A 21235-nucleotide genomic window follows, 5' to 3' on the forward strand; every position below is an offset into this window, starting at 1 on the left:
TTCGCAAGCAGGGCATACATGTCTGGCAGGGCCTCGTGAGTGTATTTCGCGGTGACATCCTCATGCCCGACTTCTCGCGCTGAGTAGTTACGATCTTTTGACCCTTTACCACGGGGAGAGGGTGCTGCGAAGCAGCAGGTGATACGGATTCCGTTTGTTTCGTGTAGAGATCGGGAAAGCTCCGATCTCTACACTCCACGCCCGGAACCCGTTTTTCTCCTTCTCGCTCCGCTCGAATTACAGGTGTTTTCAACACCCTTTAATCGGAGTCCGTATGAGGGGTCTCTACGCACAGAGGCCGGAAGCGATATGCATTCCGGCCTCTTTCCGTAGTGCCGCCCTACTTCAGCGTCTTGCTGATAAACCCGTTGCTGTAATAGTCCGTCGCCTTCGCCCCGGCAGGCAGTTTGCCCTGCTTGACCAGTGCGGCCACCGCCTTGGTCCAGGCGTCTGGGCTGCTTGCGCCGATGCCGCTGGCCTGTGTGTAGGCGCTGGTCATCAGCGGCGTGCTGGCCTTGAGGATCTCCAGCGTTCCGGCCTTGCCGAACACCGGCTGGGCCAGCTTGAAGGCGCGGGCCGGGTCCGCCACCGTGAATTTCAGGCCGCGCTGGCTGGCGCGCACCACTTTCGCGGCCAGATCACCCGTCAGCGACTTACCGGAGGCGATCAGGCCCACGCCCACCATCGGGTACGCGGCAGAAATGTCGAGGGTATAGACCTTCTTGCCCAGCGACTGGCCCAGCAGCACCACGTCGTTGTTGATGTACCCCACGGCGGCGTCCACCCGCCCGGCCCGCACCGCGTCCTGCTGCGTGAAGCCGATGGTGGCGAGTTTGATATCCTTGCCCTCAGTCAGTTTAGCGCTGTCCAGCAGGGCCTGAATGGCGTGGTAGCTGCTGCCGTAGGGACCGGGGATGCCCACCGTCTTGCCTTTCAGACTGGCCATGCCGTCCAGCGGCGTCAGGCTGAACACCGTCACCGGGTTCTTCTGGTACATGGTCATGATGTATCTGACGTCCGCGCCCTGATTTTTAGCGAAAATGGCGTCCTCGGGATCGCCCACCACGAAATCCAGTTTGCCCTGAAGAAGCAGGGGCAACAGTTGATTCACATAGCCGTGCTGGTAGTTGACCTTCAGCCCCTCGGCGGTGAAATAGCCCAGTTTGTCGGCTACGTAAAATGGCGTGAACTGTACGTCCGGGTTGTAGCCCAGGCCGATGTTGACGGTTCGGGCGGGCGTCTGCGTGGATGAGGTCTGGGCGGCGGCGTTCTGAACGTCAGTTCCCAGCAACAGCGCCAGGGAAAGGAGGGCAAAGTGCTTCATGAAACCGAGTATAGGAGTGTGGGGTGACGCGTCTGTGATGGGTCACGCTAAGCCACTGTCCCGCCCATTGCCCCGCCATTGTGCGGATGCCGCCGCGTCCGGCTATGCGGCACAGTGAGGGGAGCAAAGGGAGAGGTGGACATGCCAGCAGACCGAAATTCGGATCAGGACATAGATCGGCGCGGTCCCACTGACCCCGATCAAGCACACCTCGGGAGGCGCAAGAGCCTCTGACACAAAGGGAAGGACCATGAACGGAAAGCACATCACCAAACTGGGATTTGAGAGAAAGGCCATTGGGCTGGCCCTGGCCGCTGCCAACGCACGCGAGGGCGTGGGCGTGGAGCGCGGCGCAATCTTGTACGAGCTGAAGTCCGTTCAGGCGGACCCTGCCGCGTATCTGGCGGGCGGCATCTATGCGGAACTGGCGGCGGAATTAGGCGCGCAGAATGCCGTGAACGAGAGTAGGAAGGGTGCGGCCCTGCGGCCTGCGCCGCTGCCCTACGCCGTGTGGGGCGCGGACCTGATCGAGCCGGGCGCACGCGCGCAGATGGACGTGGCGATGCGCCTGCCGATCACCCGCGTCGGGGCACTGATGCCTGACGCTCATGTGGGCTACGGCCTGCCCATTGGCGGCGTGCTGGCGACGGAGAACGCGGTGATTCCGTATGGTGTTGGTGTAGATATTGGGTGTTCGATGCGCCTGAGCGTTTTCCCAATCCAGCCCGATGCCCTCAAGCTGGAAGAAGCCAAAACGTTGCTGATGAAACACACCCGCTTCGGTGCAGGCGTGGCCTTCGAGAAGCGTGAACGCGGTGACCATGAGGTGCTGCATGAGTCCACCTGGGCTGATCAGCCCCTGCTGGGCCACCTGTTCGAGAAGGCGGCGGCGCAGATTGGCAGTTCGGGCAGCGGCAACCACTTCGCGGAATTTGGCACGCTGACGCTGGGCGCTGCTGACCTGGGGCTGGAGGCCGGAGAGTATCTGGCCCTGCTGTCCCATAGCGGCTCGCGCGGGTTCGGGGCGCAGGTGGCCGGGCACTTCACCAATCTGGCCGAGCGGCTGCACCCCAACATTGACCCCGCCGCCAAAAAACTGGCGTGGCTATCTCTGGACAGCGAGGAAGGGCAGGCGTACTGGCAGGCCATGAATCTGGCGGGACGTTACGCGCTGGCCAACCACGAACTGATCCATGCCCGGCTGGCCCGTGCGCTGGGCGTGGACGTGCTGGCGTCTGTCCACAACAGCCACAACCTGGCCTGGAAGCAGCAGGTTGGCGGCCAGGAACTGATCGTCCACCGCAAGGGCGCGACGCCCGCCGCTGCCGGGCAACTGGGTCTGATTCCTGGCAGCATGGCCGATCCCGGCTTCGTGGTGCGCGGACGGGGCCACGCGGACGCCCTGGCCAGCGCCAGCCACGGCGCGGGCCGCCAGCTCGGGCGCAAGGCCGCCATCGGCAAGCTAGTAAAAAAGGAAGTGACGGCCTACCTCAAGGAGCGCGGCGTCACCTTGATGGGCGGCGGTATCGACGAGGCCCCGCAGGCGTACAAGCGCATCGAGGACGTGATCGCCCGCCAGAGCGATCTGGTGGACGTGGTGGCCCAGTTCACGCCTAAGGTGGTCCGCATGGACAGCGGCAGCGAGGATATCTAGCGCGTCCCCGGCCCGGCCCTCTCCCACACGGAGGGGGCTTTTTAGTGTCCCTGTTTCTTAATGTTCTTGTTTCATTCTTCCGGGCAGGTGGGGCGTCAGTCGCTCGCCACCCTCAGACTGGGGTCCGTGTCGTGCAGGCGGGCGTGTAGCGGTTTGGCATACCAGGTCATCACCGGGCGGGCGTCCACCGTAAATTCGAAACCCAGGCGCTCCCAGAAGCGTGCGCCGCGCGGATTGTCGCCCAGCACGCTGGCCAGCACGCGCCCGATGCGGTGGGGCAGGCGCTCCTCCAGATCGCGGACGGCCTGTTCGCCCAGACGCTGGGACTGGCGGTCCTCGCGGATCAGCAGCAGATTGATGGTCAGGTCGCCGGGTTGCGGGTAATCGAGTTTGTAGTCGAGGCTGCCCACCAGCTCGCCCTGCGCGTCATGCAGCAGCTCCAGGCGGCGGCGGGGGTCGAGCAGGGCGATTTCCACGTCCCGTTCGGTCTCGCTCAGTGACGGGATGCGGCTGCCCAGCAGGGCGAAATAACCTGGAGCGGCGGTGTAGAGCATATGCAGCAGCGGCGCGTGATGCAGCGCCAGCGGAGTGGAATTCAAGGCGGAGCCTCCTGTCCAGTGCGGCAGGAATGAAGGGGGAGAGGAAGGGACTGGACTGAGGAAAAGCATACACCCGCCGCTCTGACAGAGGTATGAATGGCGCGTTGCTGGCCGCTTGAGCTGGGATTCACGTCGGGGGAGGGGGGGGTACGCTACCCTGAACGGATGAACGCCGACGCCTCTCCTTTTTCTGATGGACCGCCCGCGCCGGGGTTCTACGCGGTCCGGCTGTCCGGCCCCGGCGCGGTGCTGGCCCCGATGGCGGGCTACAGCGACGCGCCCATGCGCCAACTGGCCGCCGAGCAGGGCGCGCTGTGGACCGTCAGCGAGATGATCAGCGCGCGCGGACTGGTGCTGGGCGGCGACACCGAGAAACTGAATCTGGGCCGTCCCTACGCCGGGGAGCAGGGGCGGGTGGTCCAACTCTTTGGCGCGGAACCCGAATTGCTTGCTGCTGCGGTGGCCCGTGCGGAGGCGTGGTTCGTCCCGGCGGCCATCGACCTGAATATGGGCTGCCCGGTCCCCAAGATCCGGGGCAAGGGCGGCGCGTGCCTGCTCCAGACGCCGGAGGTGGCCTTCACGCTGATTGAGGCCATGCGCGCGGCCACCGCGCTGGATGTGAGCGCCAAGATTCGCCTGGGCTGGGACACGGACCGTAGCGTGGAAGTGGCGCAGGGGCTGGCGGCGGCAGGGGCGTCGCTGATCACGGTGCATGGCCGCACCAGCCGCCAGCGCTACACTGGCGAGGCCGACTGGGACGCGATTGCCCGCGTGGCGGCCAGTGTGGACGTGCCGGTGGTGGGCAGCGGCGATATCCTGGACGTGGAAACAGCCCGGCAGCGCCAGCAGGCCAGTGGAGTGGCCGCCGTGATGATCGGGCGCGGCTCGGTGGGCAATCCCTGGATCTTCCGCGCGCTGGCCGGGGGTAATCTGGAGGCAGACCCCCGGCCCAGCGCCCAGGCCCGCGCCTGGACCGCGCTGCGCCACGCCCAACTTCAGACGCAGTTCTACAACGACGACACGGGCCGCCTGACCCTGCGCCCACTTCGCAAGGTGCTGCCTAAATATCTGCCGGATTACCCCGAACTGCACGCCGAGCTGACGCAGGTGGTGACCGTGGCGGATGTCGGGCGGGTGCTGGCTCCTCTGCTGGATTCAGTCCCACAAGGTGGGGCGGTTCAGACAGGGGCGATGTCAAGTGTCTCTACAGAGTATGCTGGGAGTTATTCATGAACGTTCGCGAGTATTACACCTACCTGTCTGCCGCGCGCGAGCAACTCTGGAATTATCTGCGTGCGCTGCCTGCCTCCGACCTGGACCGCGACCTGATCGAGTCCGGGGACCGCTTTCACAGCATCAAGGATCTGCTACTGCACACCACGGATGTCGAGGACCACTGGGTCCACTTCGTCGCGCGCGGCGAGAACCTTCAGAGCGACGGACGGTTCAAGCACGACTGGGTCAAGCCGCAGGCCGAGCAGTATGAGCTGTCCTGGATCATCGACTACGGGCGCACGGTCAGCCAGCAGACGCAGGCATTCCTGGATTCGGAGCCTGATCTGGACCGCAGCATCAAACTGATTCAGGACGACCCCGCCAGCGACATGGTGACCCTGGACCAGTTGATGTGGAATGTCATGACCCATGAGGTTCGCCACACCGCCCAGATCGCGCTGATGGTGCGTCAGTTGGGCCACACGCCCCCCTGGTCCGATTACCTGCGCTTTGCCCGGCCCCAGGCCACAGCAGGCGAGGGCCTGGACGATCCAGAGCTGGACGATTCCGAGGAAGCTGAGAGCGAACAGATTTAGCATCTGGAACTGCCGAAACGCCCCGCATACCAATTGATGCGGGGCGTCTCAGCAGTTCTGTACTGGGGTTGGACAGCTTTACATGATGCGCTGGCCCAGCAGGCTGGCCGCCATGCCCACCATGACCTCCGCCGTCTGGTTGCGGGTGTCCAGGATGGGGTTGACCTCCACGATATCCATGCTGGTCACGCGCCCGGATTCGGAGAGCAGTTCCATCAGCAGGTGGCCCTCGCGGTAGGTCAGGCCGCCGGGAACGGGGGTGCCGACGCCGGGGCAGATGGACGGGTCCAGAGCGTCGGCGTCAAACGAGACGTGCAGCCGCTCCAGGCCACCCAGGCGTTCCAGGGTTTCGTCCATGATCCGGGTGATGCCGCGCTGGTCCACTTCCTTCATGGTGTAGGCCAGGATGCCCGCCTCCTGCATCAGGGCGCGCTCGCGGGCGTCCACGCTGCGGATGCCGATCATCACGATGTCCTCGGGGCGCATGTGCCAGCCGCCCCCCAGCCCGGTTAGATTGGGGTCGCCCAGCCCAGTCAGGTGGGCCACCGGCATCCCGTGGATATTGCCGCTGGGGCTGCTCTGCGGCGTGTTGTAGTCGGTGTGGGCGTCCACCCAGATCAGGCCGCTGCGGACTCCTTTTGGATGGCCGCGCAGCGCGTTGCCCGTCACGGTGCCCATGCTGACGCTGTGATCGCCGCCCAGTGTCAGCGGAAAGGTGCCGTCCGGCAGCGCGGCCACACGTCCGGCAGCGTCGCGGCAGGCGTTGATGATCGGGTCCAGAAAGACCAGTCCGGCCTCCAGGTGCTTGTCCAGCGTCTCGGGCAGGGCCACGGCGATGTCGCCCAGATCATCGACCGTGTGCCCCAGCTCACGCAGGCGCGTGGCCAGATGTGCGTTGCGCAGCGCCGACGGTCCCATATCCACACCGCGCCGCCCTGCGCCCAGATCCATCGGAATCCCCAGAAGTGAAACGTTCATGCACGCAGCTTACGGGACGAACGGGCTTATGCCTTGCGGCTGCAACATTATTTTTACGGAAATGGCGTGGCACGGACTTAACGGATATTCAGATGAATATTCATACTACTGGGTGGCTCAAACTCGGCGGCGAATGGCGCACTTAACCCCGGTGCGCCCACACCGTCAATTCACCATCCTCTTTATCCCAGCCCCTGCCCGTTCGCCCGAAGCCCAGTTTCTCCAGCACACGTTCGCTGGCGCGGTTGTGGAGGGCGGTCTGGGCGGTGACGGTCTGCACGTCTGGGCGGGCGTGCAGATGGGCCACGAGTGCGCCGACGGCCTCGGTGGCCAGCCCCTGTCCCCACGCTTCCGGGTTCAGGCCGTATCCGATTTCCAGCTCGCCCGCCGCGTTCGGCCTGCCCTTGCTGCCCAACTGGCCGATGGCCCAGGAGTCGGCGCGCGTGACAGCCACGAAGTTCCCTGGGATCTCGCCTGCCCGGTCCGTCTGGGTCAGATAAAAGGGAAAGGCTCCCAGCGGGTCACCGGGCCACGCGGCGGGGAAGAAGATGTCCAGCGGGCCGTCTGGCGTGTCGCAGGGCAGCCAGAAATCCTCGCCTTCCAGCCGGGCGACGATCATGGCACGGGTCAGGGGCAGCAGCCGTAAACGCGGCGTGAAGAGAAGGGGCACGCGGGCACGGTATCCTGAATCTTTCGCCCCGGCAGCCCCATGACCCAGACCATCCCCGAGTCCTCTTCCGCCGTTCAGCCTCGTATGCTGGGCAAGAGAATCATGGTGCTGGCGGATTATGTGCATCCCTTCGTGTACCGCGCGGGCTTTCCGCAGGGCCTGCCGGAGGTAGACGCAGTTCTGGCCGCCGGGGACATTCCCGGTTACTATCTGGAATTCCTGGCCACCAAGTTGACGGTGCCGATCATCTATGTCCACGGCAACCACGAGAACGAATACGTCAACGAGGGCGATGGACGGATTCCCGCACGCGGCGTGATCGCGGCGCATGGGCGCGTGGTGGAAGAAGCCGGGTTTAAGATTGCTGGCTGGGGCGGCGCACCCCGTTACCGCGAGAAGGGAGGCGGGCAGTACAGCGCCTATGAAGCCCGCTGGGGACTGGCCAAACTGGCGTGGCGCGCACGCGGCGGCGTGGATATCCTGCTCACGCACGCCCCGCCCACCGGGCCACACGCCGGAAGCGACTACGCCCACCGGGGCTGCCCGGAACTGAACCGTTTCATGGAACGCCGCCGTCCCGCCCTGCTGGTCCACGGCCACATCCACGAGTACGAGGGTCGCAAGCTGGAATATCTGGATCCGGTTTCTGGGGCGCGGGTCATCAACGCTTACGGCTACCGCGTGCTGGACGTGTGAAATCGGACAATCTGAACCGTGTCTAAAGTTTTTCTCTACGCCCCACACAGAATAGCCACTGTAAATCGTGTCATTCTCGGTATCGATCTGGCAGTTGGAACTTCAAATCTCACGGTTTCTTCTGCACGGACCAGGCGGTCCGGCAGGTCGGGGGAAGGCTGCCCACCCCTTATCAACGGGCGCGCGAGTGGGTTTCTGATGGCCCCCGGAGGGTTCGAGTCCCCCCACCCACCACCATAAGCTGAGGAGGTCAGAGGCGATAACCGCGCCTCTGGCCTGCTCTCTTGGAGTTCTGCTGTGGCCCCCTGTACGGCTTCCGGGCGGTCCACACCTGAAGCGGCGGCCCTGCTGCACGTTCGTCACCCCTGACAATGACCTCGTATTCCCACTGCGCTGATCTAACCAGTACCTCTGGCTCCAGACGCGCCAATGGCAAACGGCTCAACAATGTCCGTGCCCTGCTGGAAAAGCCAGCCCAGCCCTTCTCACAGAATTTTTGAACCGTCCGGTTCCTGAATCCGGGTGCCGTCATCCAGCCGACTCTCGATGGCCCGCGCGTGTGCTTCCAGACCTTCCGCGCGTGCCAGAACAGCCCCGGCTGGCCCGATGCGCCGCAGGGTGGCCTCGTTCAGGCCCACCACGCTGATGATGTTCTGGAAGTCGCGCACGTTGACCGGGCTGGCAAAGCGGGCGGTGCCGCCGGTGGGCATCACATGGCTGGGGCCAGCCACATAATCGCCCAGCGCCTCCATGCTGTACTCGCCGATGAACACGCCGCCCGCGCGCTGTACTTTGCCCAGCAGGCTCCAGGGATCGCGGGTCAGCAGGCACAGGTGTTCGGGGGCGTACAGGTTGGACAGCTCCAGCCCCTCGTCCAGTGTGGCGGCCAGCACGACTTTCATGCGCGTGGCGACGCTGTCACGCGCCCAGGTGCGGTTGGGTTCGGGCAGGGCCTCTAGCTGGCCGTTCAACTCGGCCTGCACCTTAATCAGCAGTTCCCGGCTGTTCGAGACCAGCACCGGCTCCGCGCCCAGGTGTTCGGCCTGTGCCAGCAGATCGGCGGCCACATGGCGGGCATCGGCGCTGTCGTCGGCCAGCACGAGGGTTTCGGTAGGCCCCGGCAGGCTCTCGATTCCGGTCTGTCCGTAGACCAGCCGTTTGGCAATCACCACGAACAGGTTGCCCGGCCCGGCGATCTTGTCCACCGCGCCGATGCTGGCGGTGCCGTAAGCCAGCGCCCCGATGGCCTGCGCGCCGCCCACCCGGTAAACCTCGCGGATGCCCAGTTCGCGCGCCGCCACCAGAATGGCCGGATTGATCCTGCCATCTTTGCCCGGTGGCGTGGTTACCACGATGTCCGGCACCCCGGCCACCTGCGCCGGAACTGCCGTATGAATCAGCGTGCTGATCAACGGCGCGAGGCCACCAGGCACGTACACGCCCACCCGGCCCAGCGGGCGCACCAGTTGGCCCAGCGCTCCGTCCGGTCCGTGGTTCAGAAAGCCGTGCGCGGGCTGCTGCCCGTAAAAGTCGCGCACGCGGGCAATGGCAAGGCGGATGGCGTCGTGCAGTTCAGGCTCTACCGTGGCTGCCGCGATCTCATCGGCGCTGACCGCCAGCGCTTCGGGGCGTGAGCCGTCCAGCCGCTCGGTCCAGTCGCGCAGGGCGTCGTCGCCCCGTTCACGCACGTCGGCCAGGATGCGCTCGACGACCTGCTGCGGGGTCAACGCCTCACCAAATGTTTTCTCTATCCGGGCCAGAACGCTGTCCGGCACGGGAATCTCATTGAAACTGCGGGTCAGGGAAGCGCGGGCATCGGAACCTTCGAGAACTTGCATGGAAACTCCTGCGGAGGGTCTTAAAGTCAAAAGGTCTGAGGGTCTGAAAGCAGATGCCTCTGGGGTGGACGGTCAAGGAAGCCGGGCCAGAGCCAGAGGTCAGTCGCGTCCCCGCCGCCGCCGCTTTTCATTGGGGGCTGGGCGGCGGGCGGCAGTGGCCTGGGCATTGGCCTCAATCAGGCCGAAATCGGTGGGCTGGATCAGGCGGAGCAAACGGTGAGGGGCACCCTGCTCCACATACACGTAGGCGTTGCCGGGGCGCAGGTAGTAACCGTAGGCGTCCGCCTCCCCGATCTGGCTGTCGGGCAGGCGCTGGATCAGCACGCGCCCGCCGGTCAGGTGCGCGTAGGAGCGTTCCGGTCCGCCGTCCTGCGCCGCCGCACGGGCGCGCAGCCACAGCAGCAGCCCCACGGGATCGTGGTAGTCGGTGGTCAGCGGCGTGCTGGCCTCCTCCTTGCCCTGCCGCAGCGTGACCAGACCTGTGCGGCGGTCAAAGGTGGTCTCGAAGGCCGCCCGTCCCCGTCCGTCGCCCTCCGCGTAGCTGAGACTGGTCAGCGTGCGCGGATCGAGACGGCTGGTCTGCACCCGCCGTAGATCGGGCAACACGCCGCCAAAATCGGTCTGCACGCGCACCACCACTGCGCCGCGCTCCGGGCTGACCGTCCACGCCTGCTCTCCGGCGTAGCGCCCACCCAGCGTCAGCGTCAGACTGAAGGCTTCGGCCTCTCCTGCCTGCCCGACGGCTACTGCAACGCTGACCAGAAGCTCTCACCCGGCCCCGTCCACGCTGCGCCCAGCGCCTCTGCGGTGGTTGCGCCGATGTCCGCGAAGGTGGCACGCTCTCCCAGATCAACACCGCCCGCCATCCCCGGCTTATGCACCAGCAGCAGCCCGTATTCGCGGGTGTGATCGGTGCCGGGCCAGGTGGGATCGTTGCCGTGGTCACTGGTGATGATCAGTGCCCCGCCCTCCGGCACGCTGGCCATGATCTCGGGCAATGCGGCGTCGAATTCGGCCAGACAGTTGCTGTAGCCCGCCGGATCGCGGCGGTGGCCGAATCTGGAATCGAAATCCACCAGGTTGGTGAAGATCAGGCCGTCAGTCCCCTCTTTGCCCGCCTGTTTCATCCGCTCGATGGTCTTACGGATGCCGTCGGCGTTGCTGTCGGTGTGGATTTCCTCGGTAAAACCTTGATGGGCATAGATGTCGGGGATCTTGCCGATGCCGATGACCTCCTTGCCCGCCTCTTTCACGGCGTCCAGCACGGTGGGCGGCGGCGTCAGACTGAAGTCACGGCGGTGTTCGTTCGCACGCTCGAAGGGCCACTCGCCCCGAAAAGGCCGGGCGATCACGCGGGCCACGGCAAATTCACCGTGCAACAACGCGCGGGCGGCCTCGCACCATTCGTACAGCGTTTCCAGCGGCACCACGTCCGTATGCGCGGCGATCTGGAACACGCTGTCGCCGCTGGTGTACACGATGGGATCGCCAGTTTTCAGGTGTTCCCTGCCGTAATCGCTGATGACCTCGGTGCCGCTGTACGGTTTGTTGCACAGATGGCCGTGCCCCGTGGCCGCGTCGAAGGGGTCCATCACGGCGGGGGGAAAGCCGTCGGGGAAGATCTGGAAGGCGTGTTCCAGTTGCACGCCCATGAATTCCCAGTGCCCGGTGGAGGTGTCCTTGCCGGGGCTGACCTCGCGCAGCCGCCCGTAGCCGCCCGTCGCCTTCACATCCGGCACGGTCTCGGGCGAGGTGTGGACGGTGGGCACCTGCCCCAGCCCCAGCCGCGCCAGATTCGGCAGCTTCACGGGAGCAGCGTTCAGGGTGTGGTTGATGGTATGTGAACCCACGTCCCCGAACGCCTGCGCGTCGGGCAACTCACCCATCCCCACGGAATCCAGCACGATGATGGTCAGTAACATGGGGTCAGTCTAAGGTGTGGACGCCTGGGGCAGGGTATTGATGGAGGGATGTTGAAGGTTGGGCTGCCCCGGCCTCCGGTCCGGCGGCGTGACGGTGCCTCACGCCCACTGCCTTCACGACATCCCGCTCCCGACAGGCAGAGCCGGCCAGAGAGCCGGACCCCTCCCACCCCCAGCAAATCCGCCTTCTCTCACGGCCTTCAAACCACCTGCGTGGTACGCTGCCCGCGTGACCGTGCCCGCCTCCCAGACCCCGACTTCTCCGGCTGCGACGTCTGTTTCCGCCCTGTCACGAGAGACTGCGCGGCCCGATCTGGTGGCCAGCAACCTGAGCAAATCCTACGGGCGGCGCGCGGTGGTGCGGGACGTGAGTTTCATGGTGCGGCCCGGCGAGATCGTGGCGCTGTTCGGCCCCAACGGGGCAGGGAAGACCACCACCTTTTACATGCTGGTGGGCTTTATTCGCCCCGGCGGCGGCAGCATTGCGCTGGGCGAAAAAGACGTGACGCGCCTGCCCATGCACGAGCGCGCCCGCATGGGCCTGGGCTACCTGCCGCAGGAACCCAGCGCCTTTCGCAAGCTGACGGCCCGCGACAACCTGCTGGCGATCCTGGAATACCAGAACCTGTCCAAGGCCGAGCAGTTTGAACGTGCCGACGCGCTGCTGGCCGAATTCGGGCTGACCCATCTGGCAAACAATTTCGCCTATCAGCTCTCGGGAGGGGAGCGCCGCCGTCTGGAACTGGCCCGCGCCCTGACCACCGATCCCGATTACCTGCTGCTCGATGAGCCGTTCACGGGCGTGGACCCCAAGAGCATCCGCGAGATTCAGCGCCTGATCCGCGAGTTGCGGGACCGCCGGGGCATCGGCGTCTTTATCACCGACCACAATGTCCGCGAAACCATCGCGCTGACGGACCGGGTGTACCTGATGTTCGACGGTCAGGTCAAGTTCGAGGGCACGCCGCAGGAATTCGCGCAGGATATCCATGCCCGCAACGATTACCTCGGCGACGACTTCGAGCTGTAACGGGAGGCATTGAAGCGTGCTGTGGCTGTTTTTGCCCTTCGTGGTGGTGCTGTCGGGCGTGGTGGCCTACGCCGCCGACACCATTGCCCGCAAGGCCGGGCGCAAGCACATCCGGCTGTTCGGGCTGCGGCCCAAGACCACGGCGCTGCTGGTGGCGGTGGCCTCCGGCATGGCGATCAGCGCGGCCAGTCTGGCGGCCTTCCTGCTGCTGAACCGCAACGCCGTGGCGACGATTGCCGAGGCCGATCAGTTGCGCCCCCGCATCGAGGCCCTGCGTCAAGAGGTAGGTGCGGTGCAGGGCGAGCTGAAATCGGTTCAGGGTGAGCGCGATCAGGCCCAGCGGGAGGCGGACAGGTCCGCCGGATTGCGGGCACAGGCCGAGGGGAAGCTGGCGGCTGTCCGCACCCAACTGGCCGCCACCAGCGCCGCCGAGAAGACCCTGCGCGCGGAAACGAAGACCTTGCAGGGACAGGTGGACGAGCAGACGGCTGGCCTGAAAACCCTGGAGGTCCGCGCCGCCGAGAACCGCGTCAAACTCCAGAAGTCCGAACAGGCGCTGAAGGCCAGTCAGGCCCGCGCGCAGACGCTGGACAGCCAGGTGGTGGAGCTGAACACCCGTGTTGCCCTGGCCGAGCAGGAGGCGCAGTCGGCCCAGGAGCGCGCCGACACGGCGCAGGACACCGCGCAGGCCCAGCAGGAAAAGGCGGTGGCGGCGCAGGCCACTGCAAAAGCCGCGCAGGATAGGGCGCTGGCCGCCCAGGCAACCGTTCGTCAGCAGGTGCAGGCCGCGCAGGCCAGCGCCCAGAAACAGGTGGGGGCGGCCCAGGCCAGCGTCCAGCAGGCCAAACAGAGTGCTGCCGCGCAGATCAGTGCCGCCGGGAAACAGGTCACGGACCTGAAATCTCAGGTGGCTGGCCTGGAACAGTCGCGCCAGCAGGCCGCCAATACGCTGACGGTAGCGCTGGCCGCCGCCGCCGCCGCCAGACAGCAGCAGCAGGTGGCGCAGCAGGCCAGGGACACGCTGGCCGCCCAGCGCGATCAGCTCACCGCGCAGCGCACCGCATTGACCGCGCAGCGCGACGCCCTGACCACCCAGCGGGACGCGTTAACGGCCCAGCGCGACAAACTGGTGGCCGATGGCGTCCGGCTGGCCAGGGAGCGGGATCAGGCGGCAAAAGAGCGCACCCAGGCCACGGCAGACCGGGAGAAGGTCCGCAAGGATCTGGGAACCCTGCAACAGCAGCAGCAGCAGCTCCGGGCCAGCAACGACGAGCTGAAGAACAGCAACGATTCGCTGGCCCGCGCCCTGGCCGACGCCCGCGCCAGCCTGGGCCGCTTGCAGGACGAGAACCTGTCCAGCCGCACCGAACTGAGCGCCAGCCGCAACACCGATCTGGCCTACCCCAAGAACGAACTGGTCTACGCCGCCGTGGTGCCGGGCGTCCGCAACCTGGATGGGTTCTTAAAAGACGCCGCCGGGGCGGCCCAGACGCGCGGCGCGAAGGCCACGGCCAGTTCTGCCAGCGCCCGCCTGAGTGGCAACGCCCGCACCGCCCTGGAAACCAAGTTGCGCGGCCTGAACGTCAGCACCTTCGTGCAGTGCCGGGCCGCCCAGAACGCCGCCGTGGGTTTTCCGGTGGACCTGAGTTGCGACGCCCGCCCCAACGCCGTGCTGTACCGGGGCGGAGAGGTGATCCGGCGCGTCAGCGTCACGCTGGGGGGCGATCCACGCGCCATGCAGGACCAGATCAGCGAGCTGGTCAAGGACGCCGTGACCGACATCACCACTCGCGGCGTGCCCAGCGAATACATCCTGAACAAGGGCCTGGACGTCTCCGAACTGGTCACGCTGCTGGACCGCCTGGGCAAGCGCACCGGCACGACAGCGGTGGTGGGCGTGGCCGCGCGGGAAGACGTGAGGCCCAGTATGCGGGTGGACCTGTACCCGGTGCTGCCTTAACCAGTGCTGCCGTAAGCAGAAAAAAGCCCCCTCCGTGGGGAGAGGGCTGGGGCCAGAGCGGACTCAGCTTCCGCCGGACACCAGGATTTCCACGCTCTTGAGTTCGTCCGCCGCCTTCCCGGCAACCGGGCCGTTGCCACTGTCGTTGCGCGTCAGGTTGTCCAGCACGTCCTGACCCCCGGTGACCTTGCCGAACACCGTGTACTGACCACTCAGAAAGTCGGCGGGGGCCACCGTGATGAAAAACTGGCTGCCCTGCGAATCCAGACTGGCGGCCCGCGCCATGCCCAGCACGCCAGCAGCGTCGAACTTCAGGCCGTTTTTCGGTTCTGCCGAGAAGCTGTAGCCGGGGCCGCCCGTTCCCCAGCGGTTTTTCTGCGCCGGGTCTGCGCTCAGAGGATCGCCGCCCTGCGCCATGAAGCCGTCGATGACCCGGTGAAAGCGCGTTCCGTCGTAAAAGTGGTTCAGGGCGAGGAACACGAAGTTGTTGACCGCTACGGGCGCGGCTTTGGCATTCAATTCCACCGTCACGTCGCCCTTCTCGGTCTTCAGGACGGCGCGGTAGGTTTTCGCTGGATCGATCACCTGCGTGGCCTTAGTGAACTCACGCACGGGCTTGTCGCTCAGCGGCTTGACGGGGGTGAAGGCAGAAGCGCTGGGCGTCGTCGTGGCCGGGGGCGTGGCGGGAATGGCCTGGGCAGGTGTGGCCTGGGCAGGTGTGGTCTGGGCGGTCTGCGCCTGGGTGTTCGGCGCGCAGGCTGCCAGCATCAGCAGCGAGGTGGAAAGGAGCAGGGCAGCGGGTTTGACGTTCTTCATGCCCAGGAGTATTCCAGCCTTTGATGGGAGGAGCGTTGGAGTCTCCTGCTTGCGCCCTATGGGCCGCCCCACCCCCTACTCCAGCGGCAGGCTGGTGGTGTATTTCTCCTGCTTGACCAGAATGGTGCTGGCGGTGTTGCGGACACCGGGAATGGCGGCCAGGGTATTGACCAGAAAGTGCTGGTAGGCGTCCAGATCGGGCACGCTGACTTTCAGCAGGTAATCGATGTCGCCCAGGCACAGGTAGCACTCCAGCACTTCGGGGCGAGCCTGCATCTGCGTGGCGAAGTCGTTGAAGCCCTGACGGGTCTGCTTGTCCAGCGTGACACGCACCAGGACCAGCAGGTCGCGCCCCACCTTCTTGTGGTCCAGCAGCGCCACGTAGCGCTGGATGATGCCCTCTTCCTCCAGCCGCCGCACCCGCCGCAGCGTGGGCGCGGGGGTCAGCCCGATCTCGTCGGCCAGCTCGGTGTTGGGCAGCCGGGCGTCCCGCTGAAGAATGGTCAGAATCTGCCTGTCAATTGCGTCAAGATTATTTTGAGACATCTTGAGACGCATAATGACACGAATGAGCAATATCGTTGCGCGAATGCCCCCAAAGAAGTGGCTTTCCGGCAATCCCCATCTGCCCCTGGCTTGTTAGGATACACCGTTCAAGTCGATTCCAATCCACGCTTTTTACCCCCTTTCCGGCCCCTGTGTTTCTATTTCCCAGCGCGGCCCAGGAGAAAACCCTATGCAGATCGGAGTTCCCAAGGAAATCAAGGTCAAGGAGAACCGTGTTGCTCTCACGCCTGGCGGGGCGGCCACGCTGGTCCGGCGCGGCCACACCGTCATTGTTCAGGAGGGCGCGGGCGTCGGCAGCGGCCTGCCCGATCAGCAGTACATCGACGCCGGCGCAACCATCGGCAGCGCCGAGGACGCCTGGGCTGCCGAGATGGTGGTCAAGGTCAAGGAGCCGATTGCCGCCGAGTACAGGTATCTACGCGAGGACCTGCTGCTGTTCACGTACCTGCACCTGGCCGCAGACCGCCCACTGACCGAGGCGCTGCTCGCGGCTGGCACCACTGGAGTCGCCTACGAAACCGTGCAGATCGAGGACCGCAGCCTGCCCCTGCTGACGCCCATGAGTGAGGTCGCGGGCCGACTGAGCGTGCAGGCCGGCGCGTACCACCTGCAAAAGCCGGTGGGTGGGCGCGGCGTGCTGCTGGGCGGCGTTCCTGGCGTGCAGCCCGGCCATGTGGTCATCCTGGGCGGCGGCGTGGTGGGCACCAACGCGGCAAAGATGGCGATGGGCCTGGGCGCGCGGGTCACCATCCTGGACGTCAGCCACCGCCGACTGACCTATCTGGACGACGTGTTCTTTGGACGCCTGAGAACCATGATGAGCAGCGAGGCCAACATCCGCGCCCTGCTGCCCGAGGCGGACCTGCTGATCGGCGGCGTTCTGATTCCCGGCGCGAAGGCCCCCAACCTGGTCACCCGCGACATGCTGGGGCTGATGCAGGAGGGCAGCGTGATCGCGGACGTGGCGGTGGATCAGGGCGGCTGCGTGGAGACCATTCACGCCACCACCCACGACGATCCCACCTACGTGGTGGACGGCGTGGTGCATTACGGTGTAGCCAACATGCCGGGGGCCGTGCCGCGCACCAGCACCTTCGCGCTGACCAACGCCACCTTCCCGTACATGCTGCTGCTGGCCGATGAGGGCCGGTATGTGCTGAAGAAGAACGCCGCACTGCAACTGGGCGTCAACACCCACCGGGGCCAGTTGACTTACGGGGCTGTGGCCGAGGCTTTTGACCTGCCGCATGTGGAAGTGACGGCGGCGCTGGGATAGCAGTTCTGGGGCGGGCTGCCTCTTTGCAAGGAGAGGCAGCCCGCAAGGAGCTGCCCCCTAAGCGTCAAAGAGAAAGATCTTCATACAACCTGTATCCTCCGCTCATCTGACCTCTATACTTGGGGTCAGATGAAACTTTATGCTCCGGTTCTTGCAGCCCTGGGCACTGCCTTTCTGATTTATGGGGCGCTGGTCGCCAGCGCAGCACCGGCGCGGCCCTGGACGGTGGCTGTCTATCTGGACGCCGATCACAACCTCGATTCCAGCGCGCTGGATGACCTGCTGGAAATGACCCAGGCCGGGCCGCTGAAGAACGTGAACGTCGTCTACCAGCTCGACCGCAAGGACGACGAGGAGGGCGCTGGGCCGGGGGTGGAACGCGGCGTGATCGAGAACGGCAAGCGCGTGGAGGTGGAGACGCTGCCCGAATTGAACAGCGACGATCCCCAGAATGTCGCCGCGTTCCTGAACTGGGCCTACGACTCGTACCCGTCGGCGCGGCGTGGGCTGATCATGTGGGATCACGGCGGGCAGTGGGATGGCGGCTTTGGCGGGGATACCCACGGCCCTGGCCTGAGCGAGGAGAACTCCGGCAACCTCAAGCCTGAAGCCTTTGCTGCCGCCTTGCAGGGTGTTCTCAAGACCCTGGGCGGCCAGCCGCTCGATTTTCTGGGCTTCGACACCTGCCTGATGGGCGGCGCGGAACTGATTGCACAGTTCGCGCCGCTGACCCGGCTGTACATCGCCGACGCCGAGATCGATTATGGCAACGGCTGGAATTACGCCCCGACGCTCAGGGTGCTGGACGCCACGCCAGAGATCAGCATGACCGACTTCGGGGCGCAGGAGGTCAGGCTCTGGGAGGCGCAGCACCGCGAGGATGCCAGCGACAAGCTGTACGGCGTCCATGCGGCCTACGACACCAGCCGCTGGCCCGAGGTCCAGAAACAACTGGACGCCCTGTCGGTCACCCTCACGCCGCTGATCGGTGCGCCTGGCACCGCCGGATTCCTGTGGCGGGCGCGGGGCGAGGCGTTCCAGTATTCCTTCGACAACGAGGGTCAGCCGGGCAAGACCCTGCCCTATATCGATCTGGGACACTTTGCGGCGAAGGTTTCACAGTACAGCGGGGACGCGGACGTGAAGGCGAAGGCGGCGGCGCTGGGGGCAGCCACCGATCAACTGGTCATTGCCAAGTCCCTGGGTTCGCGGCGCAATGGGGCGTCCGCCCTGTCGATCTACTACCCGACACAGAAGCAGACCGTCCCAGACGCGGAGCTGCTGACCCGTTACAAGGCGCTGTCGATGAATACCGTGTCGCCGAACACCGCCGGCGCGTGGGCCAACTTTCAGCAGACCTGGACAGAGGCTGTGCGGGCAGACACGACGCCGCCCGGCCTGAAAAATGCGGACCTGACGCCCAACAAGGACAGTGGTGCCCTGGTGAGCTTCACGGCAGAGGGGGCGGACGTCTATTCGGCACTGGTCAGCCTGTATCAGGCCCTCGGCAAGGGTCAGTACCTCGACTACGGCGACGTGTACTACAAGCGGATCACGGCGGGCGATTACAGGTTCGACTGGAAAACGCAGGCGTGGTCGGTGGGCGACGGCGAGGTCTCGTCTCTGATCACGGCAGACCGTGGCGACCCGGACGACGAGTTCATGTCCGCGTCTGCCCAGTACACGCCGCCGGGCAGCGAACCCTACGATGTGATCGTGCAGTTCAGCGGTGACGGCGAGGTGACCGGCCTGCTCGACGACAGCGGGGAGTCGCCGATCGGCATGGACGCCGAAGAGGGCGCGGCCTTGCAGTTCTACCTGCGAACCTACGACGAGACCACAGAGGAGTACGGCTGGCAGCTCCAGAAGGAAAAGCTGGACGTCACCGCAGATGACCTTTCGAATCTGATGGCCGAGCAGTCCGAGTTGCCCGACGGAACCTTCGAGCTGGATTTCAGCGTTTCCGACTATGCCGGGAATACCGCTGGCGACAATCTGGAAATCGACGTGCGCTAGGGCGGCGGGCGCGTGCGGCGACTTATCTTCCGTGGCCCCGGCTCGGATTCGGACCGTTTGAAGACAGCCTTCCTGCGCTAAAATCCCCCATGCCCCGCCCAAGCTCCGGCGACTATCCCCCCTTTTACGCCCGCTACGTCGACCTCGCACCAGAGGAAGATGTGGTGGGCGCGATGCTGGCGCAGGCCCCGCTGACCCGCGCCGCAATCCTGAACTTCGCGGACCGTCCCGACTTCCGCTACGCCCCCGACAAATGGAGCGTGAAGCAGATGGTGGGCCACATGGCCGACACCGAGCGCGTCTTCGGCTTCCGGGCGCTGTGGTTTGCCCGCGCCGACGCGTCCCCGCTGCCCGGCTTCGAGCAGGACGACTGGATGGCCGCCAGCGACTTTGACGCGCAACCGCTGGAAGACCTGCTGGCCGGGTTTGAAGCCGCCCGCACCAGCAATCTGCACATGCTCCGTCAGCTTGCGCCGGAAGCCTGGGCGCGGCGGGGCAAGGCCAGTGGGCATGAATTCACCGTGCGGGCCTACGCCCACCTGCTGCTGGGCCACGAGCGGGCGCATCTTCGGATTCTGGCCGAGCGCTATACTTAAGGCCGTAACTGGAAACAATTCCTGGCCCTGACCGTCGTGGTTGGGGCCAGTTCTGTTTTTCCGAAGCTGGAAAAGGAGGCCCCATGAACCCCACCCGCACTGCCTTGCGCCGCATTCACACCCTGATTCCCATGACCGGCGAACGCCTGTCGCCCACGCCGCCGCTGCAAGATGCCGCCCTTGTGCTGGAGGGCCAGCAGATCGTGTGGGTGGGGCTGGATTCGCAGTTGCCTGCCGAAATGCTGGACGGCGCACAGGTCCGCGATCTGAGCGGGCACGTCGTCCTGCCGGGACTGGTCAACACGCACCACCACCTGTACCAGACGCTGACCCGCTGTCTGGCGGTGGATTCGGGGTTGTTCGACTGGCTGAAAACCCTGTACCCCATCTGGCTGAACCTGACGCCGGAAGCCGCCTACGACAGCGCCCAGCTTGGCCTGGCGGAACTGGCGTTGAGCGGCTGCACCACGTCCTCCGATCACCTGTACCTGTATCCCAACGGCGTGAAACTGGACGACACCATCCGGGCAGCGAGCGATCTGGGCCTGCGCTTCCACGCCACGCGCGGCAGCATGAGCCTGGGCGAATCGCAGGGCGGACTGCCGCCAGACCGCGCGGTGGAGCGCGAAGACGTGATCCTGGCCGACTCCGTGCGATTGATTGACGCCTTCCACGATCCGGCCCGCCTCGCCATGACGCGTATTGCGCTGGCTCCTTGCTCGCCGTTCTCGGTGACGGGCGATCTGATGCGTGAGAGCGCCGTGCTGGCCCGCCAGAAAGGCGTGATGCTGCACACCCACCTGGCCGAAACTGCCGACGAGGACGCCTTCTGCCTGTCCAAGTTCGGCCTGCGTCCGCTGGACTATGCCGAGTCGCTAGGCTGGACCGGGCCGGACGTGTGGTTCGCGCACGGCGTGCATTTCAGCGCGGACGACGCCGTGCGACTGGGCGAATGCGGCTGCGGCGTGGCGCACTGCCCCAGCAGCAACATGCGGCTGGCCAGCGGGATCGCGCCCACCCGGACGCTGCTGGAAGCCGGGGTGCGCGTGGCGCTGGGCGTGGACGGCAGCGCCAGCAACGACGGCTCTCACCTGCTGGCCGAGGCGCGGCAGGCCCTGCTGTCCTCGCGGGTGCGCGGCGTGCCGGGTCAGGCTCCCAATTCATCGGACGCCCTGACCGCCTACGACGCCCTGTGGCTGGCGACACGCGGCGGGGCATCGGTGCTGAACCGGGATGACATCGGACAACTTGCGCCGGGTTATGCCGCCGACCTGATCGCCGTTGATCTGCGCGATCTGGGCTATTCGGGGGCGCGGCATGATCCGGTCAGCGCCCTGACCCTCTGCGCGCCGCCGCGTGTGGCCCTGAACATGGTGAACGGGCGCGTGATCGTGGACGGGGGAGAGCTGCTGGGCATTGAGCTGCCCGCGCTGGTGGAACGCCACGACGCGCACAGCCGCCGGATGATCGGGCTGGCCTGAA

The 21235-nt window shown here is 65.7% G+C and carries 19 protein-coding genes; 10 read left to right on the top strand and 9 right to left on the bottom strand.

Going from position 1 to position 21235, the window contains the following annotated elements:
• Positions 1-340 precede the first annotated feature (340 nt).
• Entirely contained in the window at positions 341-1324 is a 984-nt protein-coding gene (locus tag Q319_RS0109655; protein ID WP_029482163.1) for an ABC transporter substrate-binding protein, read from the bottom strand.
• Positions 1325-1574: 250 nt separating this feature from the next.
• On the opposite strand from Q319_RS0109655, the gene Q319_RS0109660 reads away from it, so the two are divergent.
• Positions 1575-2978 carry an RtcB family protein gene (locus Q319_RS0109660; RefSeq protein WP_029482164.1) on the top strand — a complete coding sequence of 468 codons (1404 nt, stop codon included), beginning with the start codon at positions 1575-1577 and terminating at the stop codon, positions 2976-2978.
• 95 nt (positions 2979-3073) lie between these two features.
• Here the strand turns inward: Q319_RS0109660 and Q319_RS0109665 are convergent, their stop codons facing one another.
• The gene (locus Q319_RS0109665) at positions 3074-3577 is read right to left on the bottom strand and encodes a GNAT family N-acetyltransferase (protein ID WP_029482165.1); all 504 of its coding nucleotides are present in this window, start codon (positions 3575-3577) and stop codon (positions 3074-3076) included.
• Positions 3578-3742: 165 nt separating this feature from the next.
• On the opposite strand from Q319_RS0109665, the gene Q319_RS0109670 reads away from it, so the two are divergent.
• Both Q319_RS0109670 and Q319_RS0109675 read left to right on the top strand, forming a co-directional pair.
• A complete protein-coding gene (locus tag Q319_RS0109670) occupies positions 3743-4810 on the top strand; it encodes a tRNA dihydrouridine synthase (RefSeq protein ID WP_081845973.1) in 1068 nt (355 codons plus the stop codon).
• Positions 4807-5388: a DinB family protein gene (locus Q319_RS0109675; protein WP_029482167.1), complete on the top strand. Its 582-nt coding sequence runs from the start codon at positions 4807-4809 to the stop codon at positions 5386-5388. The genes Q319_RS0109670 and Q319_RS0109675 overlap by 4 nt, the downstream gene beginning before the upstream one ends.
• A 78-nt stretch (positions 5389-5466) precedes the next feature.
• Here Q319_RS0109675 and rocF read toward each other — a convergent pair whose 3' ends face one another.
• Both rocF and Q319_RS0109685 read right to left on the bottom strand, forming a co-directional pair.
• Positions 5467-6366 carry an arginase gene (gene rocF / locus Q319_RS0109680; protein WP_029482168.1) on the bottom strand — a complete coding sequence of 300 codons (900 nt, stop codon included), beginning with the start codon at positions 6364-6366 and terminating at the stop codon, positions 5467-5469.
• Positions 6367-6508: 142 nt separating this feature from the next.
• On the bottom strand, positions 6509-7036 hold the full coding sequence (locus Q319_RS0109685) for a GNAT family N-acetyltransferase (RefSeq protein WP_029482169.1): 528 nt from the start codon (positions 7034-7036) through the stop codon (positions 6509-6511).
• Positions 7037-7120: 84 nt separating this feature from the next.
• Between Q319_RS0109685 and Q319_RS0109690 the strand changes: the two genes are divergently transcribed.
• The gene (locus Q319_RS0109690; RefSeq protein ID WP_029482171.1) at positions 7121-7732 is read left to right on the top strand and encodes a metallophosphoesterase family protein; all 612 of its coding nucleotides are present in this window, start codon (positions 7121-7123) and stop codon (positions 7730-7732) included.
• Positions 7733-8217: 485 nt separating this feature from the next.
• On the opposite strand, the gene hisD is transcribed toward Q319_RS0109690, so the two are convergent.
• From hisD to Q319_RS0109705, 3 genes are all read right to left on the bottom strand, one after another.
• A complete protein-coding gene (gene hisD, locus Q319_RS0109695) occupies positions 8218-9570 on the bottom strand; it encodes a histidinol dehydrogenase (RefSeq protein WP_051655249.1) in 1353 nt (450 codons plus the stop codon).
• Between the two features lie 99 nt (positions 9571-9669).
• Positions 9670-10197 carry a hypothetical protein gene (locus Q319_RS0109700; RefSeq protein WP_342667885.1) on the bottom strand — a complete coding sequence of 176 codons (528 nt, stop codon included), beginning with the start codon at positions 10195-10197 and terminating at the stop codon, positions 9670-9672.
• A gap of 116 nt (positions 10198-10313) precedes the next feature.
• Complete coding sequence (locus tag Q319_RS0109705) at positions 10314-11492, bottom strand: phosphopentomutase (protein ID WP_029482178.1); 1179 nt, start codon at positions 11490-11492, stop codon at positions 10314-10316.
• A 229-nt stretch (positions 11493-11721) separates the two neighbouring features.
• On the opposite strand from Q319_RS0109705, the gene lptB reads away from it, so the two are divergent.
• Together lptB and Q319_RS0109715 are read left to right on the top strand one after the other, a co-directional pair.
• Positions 11722-12522 carry an LPS export ABC transporter ATP-binding protein gene (gene lptB, locus Q319_RS0109710; protein WP_156039261.1) on the top strand — a complete coding sequence of 267 codons (801 nt, stop codon included), beginning with the start codon at positions 11722-11724 and terminating at the stop codon, positions 12520-12522.
• Positions 12523-12538: 16 nt separating this feature from the next.
• Positions 12539-14482: a DUF3084 domain-containing protein gene (locus tag Q319_RS0109715; protein ID WP_029482182.1), complete on the top strand. Its 1944-nt coding sequence runs from the start codon at positions 12539-12541 to the stop codon at positions 14480-14482.
• Between the two features lie 63 nt (positions 14483-14545).
• Here the strand turns inward: Q319_RS0109715 and Q319_RS0109720 are convergent, their stop codons facing one another.
• Both Q319_RS0109720 and Q319_RS0109725 read right to left on the bottom strand, forming a co-directional pair.
• A complete protein-coding gene (locus Q319_RS0109720; protein WP_029482184.1) occupies positions 14546-15298 on the bottom strand; it encodes a peptidylprolyl isomerase in 753 nt (250 codons plus the stop codon).
• Positions 15299-15373: 75 nt separating this feature from the next.
• Entirely contained in the window at positions 15374-15844 is a 471-nt protein-coding gene (locus Q319_RS0109725) for an Lrp/AsnC family transcriptional regulator (RefSeq protein WP_029482186.1), read from the bottom strand.
• 190 nt (positions 15845-16034) lie between these two features.
• Between Q319_RS0109725 and ald the strand changes: the two genes are divergently transcribed.
• The 4 genes from ald (at position 16035) to Q319_RS0109745 (ending at position 21234) form a co-directional block, all read left to right on the top strand.
• Positions 16035-17141, top strand: a complete 1107-nt coding sequence (ald, locus tag Q319_RS0109730) for an alanine dehydrogenase (RefSeq protein ID WP_029482188.1) — start codon at positions 16035-16037, stop codon at positions 17139-17141.
• A 129-nt stretch (positions 17142-17270) separates the two neighbouring features.
• Positions 17271-19157, top strand: a complete 1887-nt coding sequence (locus Q319_RS0109735) for a clostripain-related cysteine peptidase (protein WP_029482190.1) — start codon at positions 17271-17273, stop codon at positions 19155-19157.
• An 89-nt stretch (positions 19158-19246) separates the two neighbouring features.
• Entirely contained in the window at positions 19247-19753 is a 507-nt protein-coding gene (locus Q319_RS0109740; RefSeq protein ID WP_029482192.1) for a DinB family protein, read from the top strand.
• An 83-nt stretch (positions 19754-19836) separates the two neighbouring features.
• On the top strand, positions 19837-21234 hold the full coding sequence (locus Q319_RS0109745) for an 8-oxoguanine deaminase (protein WP_029482194.1): 1398 nt from the start codon (positions 19837-19839) through the stop codon (positions 21232-21234).
• Position 21235 lies beyond the last annotated feature (1 nt).

Origin of the sequence: Deinococcus marmoris DSM 12784, assembly GCF_000701405.1 — a bacterium.
Taxonomy (GTDB): domain Bacteria; phylum Deinococcota; class Deinococci; order Deinococcales; family Deinococcaceae; genus Deinococcus; species Deinococcus marmoris.

What these genes read in the sequence shown, in the direction of transcription:
- Q319_RS0109735 (WP_029482190.1), top strand. Translation starts at nt 17,271, where the DNA reads ATGAAACTTTATGCTCCGGTTCTTGCAGCCCTGGGCACTGCCTTTCTG.
- Q319_RS0109720 (WP_029482184.1), bottom strand. Translation starts at nt 15,298, where the DNA reads ATGAAGAACGTCAAACCCGCTGCCCTGCTCCTTTCCACCTCGCTGCTG.
- hisD (WP_051655249.1), bottom strand. Translation starts at nt 9,570, where the DNA reads ATGCAAGTTCTCGAAGGTTCCGATGCCCGCGCTTCCCTGACCCGCAGT.
- Q319_RS0109675 (WP_029482167.1), top strand. Translation starts at nt 4,807, where the DNA reads ATGAACGTTCGCGAGTATTACACCTACCTGTCTGCCGCGCGCGAGCAA.
- Q319_RS0109725 (WP_029482186.1), bottom strand. Translation starts at nt 15,844, where the DNA reads ATGTCTCAAAATAATCTTGACGCAATTGACAGGCAGATTCTGACCATT.
- ald (WP_029482188.1), top strand. Translation starts at nt 16,035, where the DNA reads ATGCAGATCGGAGTTCCCAAGGAAATCAAGGTCAAGGAGAACCGTGTT.
- Q319_RS0109745 (WP_029482194.1), top strand. Translation starts at nt 19,837, where the DNA reads ATGAACCCCACCCGCACTGCCTTGCGCCGCATTCACACCCTGATTCCC.
- Q319_RS0109670 (WP_081845973.1), top strand. Translation starts at nt 3,743, where the DNA reads ATGAACGCCGACGCCTCTCCTTTTTCTGATGGACCGCCCGCGCCGGGG.
- Q319_RS0109705 (WP_029482178.1), bottom strand. Translation starts at nt 11,492, where the DNA reads ATGTTACTGACCATCATCGTGCTGGATTCCGTGGGGATGGGTGAGTTG.
- Q319_RS0109655 (WP_029482163.1), bottom strand. Translation starts at nt 1,324, where the DNA reads ATGAAGCACTTTGCCCTCCTTTCCCTGGCGCTGTTGCTGGGAACTGAC.
- Q319_RS0109740 (WP_029482192.1), top strand. Translation starts at nt 19,247, where the DNA reads ATGCCCCGCCCAAGCTCCGGCGACTATCCCCCCTTTTACGCCCGCTAC.
- Q319_RS0109690 (WP_029482171.1), top strand. Translation starts at nt 7,121, where the DNA reads ATGCTGGGCAAGAGAATCATGGTGCTGGCGGATTATGTGCATCCCTTC.
- Q319_RS0109660 (WP_029482164.1), top strand. Translation starts at nt 1,575, where the DNA reads ATGAACGGAAAGCACATCACCAAACTGGGATTTGAGAGAAAGGCCATT.
- rocF (WP_029482168.1), bottom strand. Translation starts at nt 6,366, where the DNA reads ATGAACGTTTCACTTCTGGGGATTCCGATGGATCTGGGCGCAGGGCGG.